Annotated in this window: 13 protein-coding genes; 4 read left to right on the top strand and 9 right to left on the bottom strand. The window is 39.8% G+C overall.

All coding sequences use genetic code 11. From position 1 onward, the window contains the following. From C7S20_RS13575 to C7S20_RS13610, 8 genes are all read right to left on the bottom strand, one after another. Positions 1-738: an NYN domain-containing protein gene (locus C7S20_RS13575; protein ID WP_107012977.1), complete on the bottom strand. Its 738-nt coding sequence runs from the start codon at positions 736-738 to the stop codon at positions 1-3. A 128-nt stretch (positions 739-866) separates the two neighbouring features. Continuing rightward, entirely contained in the window at positions 867-2,021 is a 1,155-nt protein-coding gene (locus C7S20_RS13580) for a baeRF7 domain-containing protein (protein ID WP_107012978.1), read from the bottom strand. Positions 2,022-2,152: 131 nt separating this feature from the next. Continuing rightward, complete coding sequence (locus C7S20_RS13585; protein WP_107012979.1) at positions 2,153-3,034, bottom strand: cation diffusion facilitator family transporter; 882 nt, start codon at positions 3,032-3,034, stop codon at positions 2,153-2,155. Between the two features lie 47 nt (positions 3,035-3,081). Next, positions 3,082-3,903, bottom strand: coding sequence for a DUF1853 family protein (locus tag C7S20_RS13590; RefSeq protein ID WP_107012980.1), 822 nt, complete (start codon positions 3,901-3,903; stop codon positions 3,082-3,084). A gap of 1 nt (position 3,904) precedes the next feature. Then, positions 3,905-4,387: a GyrI-like domain-containing protein gene (locus C7S20_RS13595; RefSeq protein ID WP_227009012.1), complete on the bottom strand. Its 483-nt coding sequence runs from the start codon at positions 4,385-4,387 to the stop codon at positions 3,905-3,907. Further along, positions 4,380-6,566 carry a S9 family peptidase gene (locus C7S20_RS13600; protein WP_107012982.1) on the bottom strand — a complete coding sequence of 729 codons (2,187 nt, stop codon included), beginning with the start codon at positions 6,564-6,566 and terminating at the stop codon, positions 4,380-4,382. Before C7S20_RS13600 ends, C7S20_RS13595 begins: the two co-directional genes overlap by 8 nt. A 55-nt stretch (positions 6,567-6,621) precedes the next feature. Further along, positions 6,622-7,698, bottom strand: coding sequence for a DUF3616 domain-containing protein (locus C7S20_RS13605; protein WP_107012983.1), 1,077 nt, complete (start codon positions 7,696-7,698; stop codon positions 6,622-6,624). A gap of 181 nt (positions 7,699-7,879) precedes the next feature. Beyond that, the gene (locus C7S20_RS13610) at positions 7,880-8,152 is read right to left on the bottom strand and encodes a DUF4242 domain-containing protein (protein ID WP_107012984.1); all 273 of its coding nucleotides are present in this window, start codon (positions 8,150-8,152) and stop codon (positions 7,880-7,882) included. A gap of 166 nt (positions 8,153-8,318) precedes the next feature. On the opposite strand from C7S20_RS13610, the gene truA reads away from it, so the two are divergent. The 4 genes from truA to C7S20_RS13630 all read left to right on the top strand — a co-directional run bounded on the left by truA (position 8,319) and on the right by C7S20_RS13630 (position 11,805). After that, complete coding sequence (gene truA / locus C7S20_RS13615) at positions 8,319-9,107, top strand: tRNA pseudouridine(38-40) synthase TruA (RefSeq protein ID WP_107012985.1); 789 nt, start codon at positions 8,319-8,321, stop codon at positions 9,105-9,107. A 52-nt stretch (positions 9,108-9,159) separates the two neighbouring features. Then, positions 9,160-10,239: a magnesium/cobalt transporter CorA gene (gene corA, locus C7S20_RS13620; RefSeq protein ID WP_107012986.1), complete on the top strand. Its 1,080-nt coding sequence runs from the start codon at positions 9,160-9,162 to the stop codon at positions 10,237-10,239. A gap of 16 nt (positions 10,240-10,255) precedes the next feature. Then, positions 10,256-11,398, top strand: a complete 1,143-nt coding sequence (locus C7S20_RS13625) for a lactonase family protein (RefSeq protein ID WP_227009013.1) — start codon at positions 10,256-10,258, stop codon at positions 11,396-11,398. A gap of 77 nt (positions 11,399-11,475) precedes the next feature. Continuing rightward, complete coding sequence (locus tag C7S20_RS13630) at positions 11,476-11,805, top strand: hypothetical protein (protein ID WP_107012988.1); 330 nt, start codon at positions 11,476-11,478, stop codon at positions 11,803-11,805. On the opposite strand, the gene C7S20_RS13635 is transcribed toward C7S20_RS13630, so the two are convergent. Further along, positions 11,802-12,719 (bottom strand): M14 family metallopeptidase, encoded by a 918-nt coding sequence (locus tag C7S20_RS13635; protein WP_107012989.1) that lies wholly within the window; start codon positions 12,717-12,719, stop codon positions 11,802-11,804. The two genes, C7S20_RS13630 and C7S20_RS13635, sit on opposite strands and share 4 nt — an antisense overlap. Between the last annotated feature and the right edge of the window lie 9 nt (positions 12,720-12,728).

Raw genomic sequence — 12,728 nt, forward strand, 5'->3', positions numbered from 1 at the left:
TCAGGATTTATTTCTAACGTAAATGAGTTTGAATTTTGAATTCGCATTCTCACGAGATTCAATCTCGAATTTATTGATGGAATTGATCATGGGCGTCAGTTTCTGAAATCCATAGTTACGGGAATCGAAATTAGGCTGTTTTTTTTGAAGCAGACTTCCCACGTCGCCCAGAAAAGCCCATCCGTCTTCATCGGCAACGTCAGAAATGGTTTGGGAAATAAGCCTTATCACCTTGGGAGTGATCTTATCAACATTTTCCCTTTTTCCAGACTTCGATTTTCGTTTGTCATCCTCTGTGCCTTTTTCTTCGCCTTTAAGGATCTCCAGGTAAATAAATTTATCACAGGCGACGATAAAAGGATCCGGAGTTTTCTTTTCTCCGATCCCAATGACTTTCATGCTTGCTTCACGTAACCTTGTTGCCAGTCTTGTAAAATCGGAATCACTGGACACGAGGCAAAATCCGTTGACCTTATTGGAATACAGGATATCCATCGCATCGATGATCATGGCAGAATCGGTCGCGTTTTTTCCCTGGGTATAGCCGTATTGCTGAATGGGCTGAATGGCATTCTCCAGGAGCATATTTTTCCATTTGTTAAGGTGTGGCTTGGTCCAGTCACCGTAAATTCTTTTAATGGTTGGATTGCCATATTTGGCAATTTCTTCCATCATTTCCTTCACATAAGCTGAAGGTATATTATCGCCGTCAATAAGCACTGCGAGGTTGGTTTCCATAATTTTATTTTTGGGAAACTAAAGGTACTATTAAATTTACGATTGATTCAATTTTTATAAAAAAGAGCCCGACAGAAAAATTTTAAGTAGTTCTGACAGGCTCAAAATTCATTCATTTTCACTGTACCTTAAAATCGGAATAAAGCGTTCACTTCAGATTCTTTTTCCGGCATGAACTCATGTTCTACAAGATAGACATCGCCGCCCATTTCTATGGTTTTCTTCGCAGCCAGGTTCAGCAATGATGTATTGGAATTGTTGTGATTATCTGAAAAGCTCACCTTCATTTTATCATGATCATATCTTCCCCAGACTTCCGCACGATTCTCAATAAAAAGCGTGTCCACTTTTCCCTGGTAAATAGCCGGGATGATATCGCTGATCGCTGAAGTGGTGTTTTCGGTCTTGCTGAGTTCTTTGTATTTTTTAAGCTTTTCATGTCGCTTTTCGCTGAGATAAGGTTCCGCTACCTGTAGTGCCTTTTCATGTAGGCCCAGCATATCGGTATCGTTCGGATTTCCTTTTACCACCTCGTCGACTAACTGGTTATAGGTGTTTGCATCTTTATAGATCGAAAAAAGATAATCCTGGCAGGAAACTACTAGGGGTAGGTTTTCCCTGTTAATATAGTCTTTTAATCCGTCATCAATTGCCCTGAAATACTGTTTGATCTCTTTTTTGGTATCTCCCTGATCATCTCCATGACCATGGAATTGAGTTTTAGCGCCTCCTTCATGCTGGGTGCGAAACTGCAGGCTTCTTTCTTTAAAATCGAAACCAACGCGCTCTTCGAGTCGGGAAGGAGTGAGGTCATCAATTTCAACCGGCGTAATGCTGTACCTCGTGGCTTCGTAAAATTTTACATCTTCTAATTGCACGGCGAGAATATAGAATTTTCCATCATCATTCATGGCCGGTACGAGCGGTTTCACATAAAATTCTTCGGAAATATAGGTGTAGGGCTCAAAGTTGACCGGAAGCGTATATTTTTCAAAAAAACCCGGAGCTGAGAAAACAGCTAATCCATCGGACTGGTGCCTCCAAAAATCCCTGTTTTCGATAAGCGCATCAATGGGTTTACCTATTTTAGCTATTTTTTCATCAGAAACTCCCTGATCTTTTAACTTTTTTCTTGTTTCTATCCATTGAGAATGTAAATGTTTGCTGTTTTTTTCGTTCAGCACTTCCTTACCGCCTCTTTCCGTAGGGATAAAAATTGATACACAGGTTTCATTTTCGAACTGCGAGAGCTTTTTAAATTCACTTTCATTTATCAACGACATAATTCTTTTTTTTGATTAATTACAGAAATAAGATACGGTTAAAGGCAGATATATCAAAGGCTAAGAGCGGTACTTAGTGCTAAAACTTTCTTAATTCAGCGGAAGATTTATAAAAGAAATATCAATAGTTTTTATTCCAGCTCGTCATCGGGTTCTACGTGGATGAGAACATCGGCGATTTCGGGAATATTATGTAGCAGGTCATCTTTGACCCTGTGAGCAATATCATGTCCTTCTTTTACCGATATTTCGGCTTTTACGGCAATGTGAAGGTCAACATGATAAGTCATCCCGGTCTTGCGGATATAGCATTTTTCGGTTTCCACCACTCCGGGATTGAGCTGTGCAATCGTTCTTATTTTGCCTTCAAGTTCCTCGTGCATGTGCTCATCCATAATTTCGCCAAGGGCCGGCCTGAGTATAAGATATGCATTATAAAGAATAAAGCCCGAAGCAAAGAGCGCCGCCCAGTCATCGGCATTTTCGTAGCCTTTCCCCATGATCAATGCGATGCTGATACCAATAAAAGCGGTTAGCGAGGTAATGGCATCACTCCGATGATGCCAGGCATCGGCTTTTAAAACAGAGCTATTGGTTTCGTCTCCTTTTTTGGAAACGAACCGGTAAGAAATCTCTTTAATTAATATGATAACGGCAAGAACTATTAAGGTGTAGGGCTTGGGAATTTCGTGCGGCGTATTGATATTATCAATGCTCTCGTAGGCTATGATCGTAGCCGAAACTATGAGAAAGCCTACCACCATAAAAGTAAAAAGCGGTTCTGCTCTGCCGTGGCCATACGGATGGTTCTCGTCGGCGGGCTTGGATGCGTACCTTAAACCGAGTAAGACCAAAATTGAGGAGAAAACATCGGTGGTAGATTCTATGGCATCGGCGATAAGCGCATACGAATTTCCGAAGATCCCTGTTAAACCTTTTACCACTGCAAGTAAAGCATTACCTGCAATGCTGAAATAAGATGCTTTAATGGCTTCCCGGGTTCCCGGCTGCATAAATGAGTTTTAGGTTCACAAAAGTATAATAATTTTAAAAGCCTGCTTTACCAGTTAACAACAAAAAAACTTTCCGTTTTTTCGCCTTTTTTCATCCAGATAAGTGGTGGACGGTCTTTTTCAATCAGAATTGAAACGATTTCTTTTATTTGAGGAAAATTTAACCAGCTTTTATTATTTCCAGGTGACATGCTCCAAAATACTTTTTTTGGGCTGCAGAAAACTCCTTCCTCAAAATCTATATTTTTAAAGTCTTCCCAGTGTATCCATTTGCCTGTAAGGCAGTCCGGATTTAAATTTTGTAATTCTGCCGCTTTATTTTCAGGCTGAAAAAGTTTTGCCTTGAAACATAAATGCTGTTTGATATTTGAAAAATCCAGATTCAAATCTTTAAGTTTTTCGCGGGTTTCCGGCAGGAAAAGTAAAGGAAACTGTTTTTCCTTTAATCTTTCTAATTTCTGTGGAAGACTGTCTTTTCTGCGCGGGCCGATCCACCGGCTGTAACCTTTAGGCAAGTCAGGATCGAATAAATAGAGCTTGTAAACCAGTTCTACATGCAGAATTTCATCATTCTGAAGATCTTTCAGCAGAAAATCAATTTCACCCAGGGTGACCTTTTTTCTGAAAATTTGAATATTGGAAGCGATTTTTTCATACCTGTTCGAATGTTTCAGGGCAATTTCAAAAAAGCTTTCCATTCGTTTTCCCAGAAGTCGGTTTCGCGGATGCTCAATTTTTTTCAGATCGCTAATAAGATCTTCAGTAATGGAAACATTGGGAAATTGGAAAGGATGGATGCCCGGAATAAGTTGGGGATACTGAAGGGAAGGCGTAGCGCAAAATCCCCTGAACTGTTCCACAATATCCATTTTATTTCTTTTTTACGGGAATCCAGATCTTTTCTTCAGATTTGGGATCTTCGGGACCTTTATAATCTTTTCCGAGCACTTCAAAATGAGGCCTCGCCTCCAGCTGATAATCGGAATTTGGCAACCAGTCTTCAAAGATGAATTTAGAGGTTTCGGCAAATTGCTGGGCTGTTCCTTTATGCGTGAAAACAGCATAATCACCTTCCGGAATTATCAGTTTTTGAAGGCCCTTTGGGATAAAATCGAAATTATTAACCTCTATGGCCGCCCATTTTTCAAAAACCGAATTGGTATCAAAATCACCTGATATGAAATTCTCGCCATATACCTGAACCGAAAAAAGGTCGGTATTTACCTCATTTTGAATCGCGTCTTTTAAATTCATAAAACGCTTCCAGAGCAAACTGGTCTTATCATCGGCAAGGCTGGTAGCGATTTTTATCCCTACCAGCTTTTTTGCCGTGATATGTTGAATCTTAGGCATTCGAATTATTTTCAGATTGCGTCTTCCTAAAAGTAGGATCTATAATAAATTCTTTTGGATGTTCTGCTTTCATCAAGTTTTCGACAAAATAATCCCATCGGCGACGCATCATATAATAATAATCTTTGCCGTAACCGTGGCGGGCATGTGGAAAAATGATAAGGTCGAAATCTTTTTTCGCTTTTATGAGCGCGTCAACTACCAGGTAAGTGTTGTATGGAGGCACATTGTCATCAACGGCACCATGCGCAAGTAAAAGTTTTCCTTTAAGATTACTTGCAAAATTTTGATTAGCTTGTTTTTCGTAATTATCTCCTTTTAACAAGCCAATGTATCTTTCTCCCCAATCATCTTCATAATTTCGGTTATCGTGGTTACCAGATTCTGAAATTCCCACTTTATAGAAATCGGGGTATTTGAACATGGCTGCGGCTGCGGCAAAACCTCCACCTGAATGACCCCAAACCCCCACGTGGTCAAGATCCATATACGGGTATTTTTCCGCGAGCTGCTTAAGGCCTGAAATCTGATCTTCCAGTGTATTATCGGCCATATTTCCGTAGCAGACATCGTGGAAAGCCTTGGAGCGGTCTGGATTACAAGTTCCGTCAATCACAACCACAATAAAACCTAATTCGGCGAGAGCCTGGTGATCGCTGCGGGATGGAGAAAAGTTTCGGCTCCCAACCCCTCCGCCCTGTGGGCCGGGATAAATATAATTCACTACGGGATATTTCTTGTCTTTATCAAGATCTGTTGGAGTGAACATTAGGCCGTAAAGATCCCAGCGACCATCACGCGATTTAACGGTAATTGGCTGAGGAGCTTTCCATCCAGCTTCCTTTAATTTTGAAATGTCCTCTTTTTCAAGAGTGCTTACCAGTTTTCCGTTAATGGTTCTCAATTCAGCAACATTAGGAACGTCTGGCTGAGAATAATTATCGATGAAATATTTCATATCCGGAGAAAGGGCAATACTATGGTTGCCATTTTCAGGAGTGAGCAGTTTCAAATTTTTTCCACTGAAATCAATACGGTAAAAATGGGAAAAATAAGGATCCCTTCCCTTTTCACGACCGTTGGCCAGGAAATAAAGTTTTCTCTTGTCTTTATCCATTCCCACAAGCTGAGTTACAACAAAATCTCCTTTAGTTATTTGATGTTTTAGTTCGCCCGTTTTCGCGTCATATAAGTAAAGATGACCCCAATTGTCTCTTTCAGAATACCAGATAATTTCGTTGGTATCAGGCAGGTATCGCCAGTTGATAGAACCCATTCCAGATTCATATTGGGTATCTACATTTTCTTCAAAAATCTCACGAACCTCGCCGGTTTCGGCATCGGCCATTCTCACTTTTTCATGTTTGTGATCCCTTGAAGTTGAAACGAAAACAAGTTTGCTGCTGTCATCACTCCACTGATTATCATCAAAAGCGCCGGAGCAGCTAATATCATCACATATGGTTCCGCGGCGCGGATCTGCAGGAATATCGAGTTTGATCACTTCGGGTTTGTCGGTATTGATGATCACACGATGAATTTTGATGATCTCTTCATCTGTAGGAAGCGGATATTTCCACTCTTTAAGCTCCGGCGCGCCAACTTTGGCATCTACCAGGTACATGTCGCTTACATTGCGCTGATCTTGTTTGAAAGTAGCGATCTTTTTAGAGTCGGGAGACCAAAGAACGATGGGCTTATCACTTCGAGTCCATCCCGCATTATCGGTGGCATAACCAAAATTTTTCTCACCATCAAAAGTCAGTTGCGTCTCTTTTCCGGTTTCAAGATTTCGCATCCAAAGGTTCCAGTCACGAATAAAGACAACCTTTTTTCCGTTAGGAGAAACCACCTCATCACGACTGTAATTTCGGGATTGATCTTCTGAAACCTTAACAGGCAGATTTTCTTTTGAAAAAGCCGTTTGTTTTTTACCGTTTTCGGCATCTACATATACAAATTCATCTCCATGAGGAGTGGAAATTTTGTACCAGAAATTACTATTGTCAAGCCACTTCGGACTTACAAAACTTCGGTAAACTTTAGGATAGGTATTAAAACTTAAAAATTGTGTAGCATGTTCATATTCGGCTTTGGTTACCGAATCTTTACTAATTTGAGCATGAGAATAAAAGGTTATAAGGCATAAAAGCAGTAATAAAAGTGGGTCTTTTTTCATGTTTTTTTTATCAGATTTTAAGAGGCGGCAATTTAAATATTTCTTTTCAGTTTAGCTAGGCTTCAATTTCATAACAATCCATCCATACAGCATTGTCGCCGTCAAGTCTTTCTTTTATGGGTGAATCGTAGGTGATCAGGATCTCAGTGTCCGAAAGAAAAGCCATTCCTTCGGCTTTGTCTTCTCCATGTTCAATCTCGCTTCCTCGAGCAACATCGAAAAGCCTTTCGGGTTTTAAAACCACTGAAGCATAATTGTCTTCCAGGCCACCTTTGACCTTATAGATACTAATAGTGCCATCAAGATCCATAGTTGGACCGGCCAGGACGTAAAGATTTCCTTTTTTGTCAATATTCAATTCACGAATTCCCATGCCATTTAAGTTGAGGAAATGTTTGCGGTAGAGTTTATCTTCTCCCGGCTTTTTATTTAAAAAAAGCTGTCCGTCAAATTCTTTACAACTTATTTCCAAAATCACTGCGTAGCCATTTAATACCGGCCCGCGAAGTCCTATAAAGATCCTGTCGTTGTCTACTGCCAGGCCTTCAATATCAAAACCGTTGTCTTTACTGGGTAGCATCATGAATCTTTCGAGATGTTCATCTTTCATAAGAGCATTATGCAGCTCGGTACTTTTGGCTCCACCGCGAAGCATCAGCGGTTTAATGGTTTTTCCGTTATATTTTGCTTCTTTGAGCAATTCGAATGTTCCGTTGCTTTTTATACAGGGAATACAACCAAGACTGAACCTGTTGGCATCGAGATCAATCTGGAAAAGATCTTGCAGCTGTTCTTCCAGGGAGTCACCTTCAGATGGAGAATTGCGTTTCAGGCTCATACTTCCGCAAAACCACAAGTAAGGTTCTGCATAAGCCAGAGCTTCCATATCGGCTTCACCGCCTTCGGCAGGAAGATCGAAAAAATCACCAAGCTCATAATGAGTATGGTATCCAAAACCTTTGTGGGTTCGCGTAAGTCTTTCTATTCCGGCATCTTCATCATAACTGAGCCAAAGATTATTTTTGGTAGCAAGGCTGCTGGAAATTTCCCTTCGCAGATCTTCAATGTTACGAAATCCTTTTTTGAATTGAATCAGGCATTTTTTTGAAAGGTTTTTATTTCGTGGTTTCATAGCGTATTTTAAAAGGTTACAATAACCAGTCCATTTCCAATCTAAAGGAAATTTTGCATATCGCTGAGAACTTTAATAAAATCCTAACCTGTATGTTAAAGAAATATTATTGAAGAAAAGAAAAGGCAATTTTTGGAAGGCTCCCGGAAAGGGAGTAAATAAAAAGCAGTGTTAATTAATACTATTCGGCGGTTACGGGATCGATGATAGTTTCAATTTTATTGATTTCATTAGCCGGGAAACCACCTTTCTTAGCATGTTCCATTAACATTTCTTCATTGGGTGCTATATAAACACAATAAATTTTGTCTCCGGTAACATAGCTCTGGAGCCATTGAATTTGCGGCCCCATATTTTCTAAAACAGAACAGGATTTTTGAGAAATGGCCTGGAGCTCTTCTTTAGATTTTTGACCCGCACCCGGAATCTTCCTTTCAATAATGTACTTTGGCATAATTATGAAATTTTAAGTTTAACAAGGGCAATAAAAGGGAAAGCAATAGATCCTGGAAGCAGGATAAATTTAAATGAAAATGAGTAATAATTTTCAAAAGTAGCTGAAAGTTTTCTGTGATTTTCAAAGCGCCAAATATTGAATATCTTTGTTCTAAACTTTCGATTTGCAGCGCAATCGCTTCTACTATTTAATCAGAATTCAATATCTCGGGTATCGCCTGCACGGCTGGCAGCGGCAGCCAGATGTAAAAACCGTCGAAGGTTTGCTGCATAAGACCTTAAGATGGGTAATGCCTAAAGCTAAATTCAAAATTCTTGGAACCAGCCGTACCGACGCGATGGTTTCTGCGGGAAATACGGCTTTTGAACTTTTTGTAGATCATGAACCTCTTGAAGATATAGATGAGTTTCTGAAAGTTTTCAATAAGAACCTTCCACAGGACATTAAAGCTCTTGAAATTGAAGAAGTAGATGCTAAATTCAGTATTATCCAGCATTCAAAAATGAAAGAATATGCATATCTCTTTTGTTGTGGTGAAAAATATCATCCTTTTTGTGCTCCTTTTATGGCCAACTTTCAGGAAGATCTTGATATTGAAAAAATGAAGCTCGGTGCAAGAATGTTCGAGGGTACGCATGATTTCAGAAATTATTCGGTGAGAGTTTCTGAAAAAAGCACTTTTGAGCGAACGATCATAAAATCTGAAATTGAAGAAAACCAATTATATACCGCGAATTTTTTTCCGCAGAAATCCTATGTATTCCATATTCATGGAGCAGGATTTCTTCGACATCAGGTGCGATTGATGATGGGAGCAATGGTACTTTTGGGCAGGGGAGAGCTATCTTTAGAAGACATTCAGGAAAGCCTTCAGGCCGAAAACAGCCATTTTCAAATGGATTATATCGCTCCGGCATCAGGATTAATTTTGAACAAAACCATCTTTGATTAACGCGAGTTTCCTGAATTAACCGAAAATTCTTCTATTTTTATAAAAAAATTTAATGGCAAAACGAAGAAAGTATTTGCTGAAGCGCCCAAAAGCTACTAAAACCCTGAACCAGGTCCCGGGGACCATGACCTATGTGGGCAATAAAGTTTCTACTGAAACCAAGCTCGACGTAATTGATTACAATGAAACCAACTACGAAAGGTTTAGTTCCACCACTCCCGAGGATGCTTTCAAATTTGTAGATGAAGACCGTATAACCTGGTTCAATATCGATGGTCTTAATAATGTGGAAGAAATCGAAAAACTGGGGGACTATTATGAATTGCACCCGTTGGTGATGGAAGACATTGTAAACACTGGCCAGCGACCCAAAATCGAGAAATACGAAGATTACTTATTTATTGTCGCCCAGATGCTTTACTATAAAAACGGCGATCTCGAAAACGAGCATATCAGTATGGTGGTTGGTAAAAATTATTTACTCACCTTCCAGGAATCTAACGGTGATGTGTTCGATGCGGTACGGGAACGAATTGAATTTTCTAGAGGCCGGATAAGAGGTCGTTCTGCAGATTACTTAATGTTCGCCCTCCTCGATGCCATTATTGATAATTATTTTCTGGTTATAGATGATGTAAGCGACCGTATTGATGCTTTGGAAGACAGCCTTTTTACTTCTGAACCCAGCGACCATATTACCTACGATATTCAGGAATTAAAACGCAATATACTTCGCATTCGAAGAGCTGTATTTCCATTACGCGAGGTTATTGGCCGGCTGGAAAGAATGGAAACTATTCTTATTGAGGAACGAACCACAAATTACATCAGGGACCTGCATGATCATATTGTCCAAATTTCAGAAAATATCGATATCTATCGCGAAATGATCTGGGGCCTAATGGACATGTATATTTCCACGATCAACAATAAAATGAATGAAGTTATGAAAGTGCTGACGATTATGGCCAGTATTTTTATCCCGCTGACCTTTATTGCCGGTATCTACGGAATGAATTTCGAATATATGCCAGAACTGGAATGGAAATACAGCTATTTCGTGCTTCTAGGAATTATGTTTATAATATTTATGGCAATGCTGTATTACTTCAAAAGAAAAAAATGGCTTTAAACCTATGAAACTAACAATGAAAATTTTGTGCACTTTGATAGTTGGAACTGTAGTTTCCAATTACTCTTTTTCCCAGGCTCCTTCTGAAAAACCGGTTGATTCCGTTAATAAAATGTATGTTGGCACCTATACGAAAAAAGAAGGCCATGTTGATGGAAAGGCTGAAGGGATCTATTACGTTCATCAAAAGGTAGATTCGGGGAATTTAAAGCTGGTTTGCACGGCGGCTTCAAATATTGTGAATCCTTCTTTTGTGAAAGCGGGGAAAAAAGGTAATTTTCTTTTTGCGGTTAGCGAACTTGGGCCGGGTGAGGGAGAGAATGGCTGGGTTTATTCCTATAAGATAAAAGAAGACGGTTCTCTGGAAGAATTAGATAAAGAGAGTTCAGGAGCATTTGCACCCTGCCATCTCGAGCTGGATAAGTCAGGAAAATATTTGTTTGTGAGTAATTATGTTGGAGGAGTCGTTAGAGAATTTAAAATTGATAATGACGGTGGTCTGAGCCTGGTGCAGGAGCTCAATATCGAAAATCCGCAAAAATCTCATGCTCATTCTGTCACCATCAGCGGTGATAATAGAAATGCCTATATAGCCGATCTTGGTAATGATAAGATCTGGATCTATGATTTTGATGCTACCACCGGAACCTTAAAACCTTCAGAACAAAAATTTGTGGAGTTACCAAAGGGAGCGGGTCCCCGTCACATGGTTTTTACTAAAAACGGAAGCTATGCCTATTCGGTAAACGAACTAAACAGCAGCGTGAGTGTTTTTAAAGTATTAAAAAATGGTGGTTTAGAGCTTATTCAGAATATATCCAGCCTTCCTGCCAGTTACAAAGGGAAGAATGCTCCGGCAGATATTCACCTTCATCCTTCAGGCAGGTTTTTATATGCTTCCAACCGTTTTCATGACAGTATTGTGATCTATGCGGTGAACCAGGACACGGGGAAATTGAGTGTTATCGATTATGTTCCCATTGCCGGCAAAACTCCCAGAAACTTTACCATTTCGCCTTACGGAAAGTACCTGTACGCGGCAAGTCAGGATACAGGGAATATTACTATTTATACGATCAATGAAAATACAGGAAAACTCACGCCGAAATCTTCAGTTTTTGAGATCAAAACTCCTGTTTGCCTGGAGTTTGTGAAATAATTCCTAAATCTGTTTTAGCTTATTAGAGGAAAGAATATTTTTAATATTTTGGCATCAAAATGAACTAATTCCTTTTTATGAAGTTATACCGAAATGTATTTCTTTATGGGATATTAATGGTAGTTTTTGCTTGCGGAACCCTTCCACCTTTTGCCGATAAGCCAATAAGAGAGGCTATTGATATCCCCGAAAATTTCATGACAAAACCCGGTGTGGAATTCGAAGAAAATTCCTGTAAAAATCCGTTGATAGATCCCCGAACCGGTGTTGAAATTTATCTCGTGGAATCTTTGGAAGGGATGGGAGATTACCGCGTACCTTCCGGCAGTTACGGGGTAGAGGCCAATGAACTTCTACGCGTAGATTGCAGGACGGGTAAGGTGATCGGAATAGTAAGAAACAACTAGTTTTCCACTTCTTTGACTACAAAAAAGCCGTCATTTCCCTGGGATTGGTATAAGGGCATAAAAATCCTTGCGTTCCATTCGCTTTTCACTTCCTTACCATTCTGTTTTGCCAGGAGCTCTCCTTTTTCTATTTTCTGAAAATTTTCATAGCCCGGCTGCATCTCAAAAATATCATCATCATCCAAACCATGTCTGTATATAATTTCAAAAGTTTTTTGAGGCGGAGCATTCTTTTCAGCAAAACGGTTCACACAGTCAGGATAAGTGGAAATTCGTTCTAAATCAAGGTCACCGGCTTCCTTTAAAGCTAGCCAGATAAGGCCTTCATGATTTTCTACCGAAGATTTATCAGTATGTTGCCCGGCTTCAAATACGAAACCCGTCATTCCTGTTCTGCTTAAATAATGATCAATATCGCCGGTGATAATATCGCTAAAACCCCGGATGATGTAGGTTGGAAACCGATGCGCCCATTCATCATTATCATTCACTACCTGAACCGAAATATAAGGCAGGCTGGGAGAGGAGGTCGTGTGGCAGTCGAGAAAATAACGTTTGGTGAAATTAGATTCGGGATACTTCTTCAGAATATCGATGATCTCGAACATCTCTTTGGTTTCATGGGTATCTTTTCCGCCGGCCTCAATGTTTTCCGTGGTCCAGGTGCGATTAAGATCTTCATCAATATACCTTTTGTTCTCATTCAAAGCCATTTTATTACCTGAAATTCCCACGAAAGTGCCATTTATTTCCGGTCGGGTTTTTTCAAGCTCATCAAAAACTCTTTCCAGGGCTTTTACTCCGCTTGGTTCATTCCCATGGATCCCTGCGCTTACAAAAAGCAATGGACCTTTTTTTCCGGAAGTATATTTACCAATAATTCTTGGAATTTCTTCTTTCAATTCTTCATTCATAAAACAAGT

The sequence above is a fragment of the Christiangramia fulva genome (assembly GCF_003024155.1).
GTDB classification, from domain to species: Bacteria; Bacteroidota; Bacteroidia; order Flavobacteriales; family Flavobacteriaceae; genus Christiangramia; species Christiangramia fulva.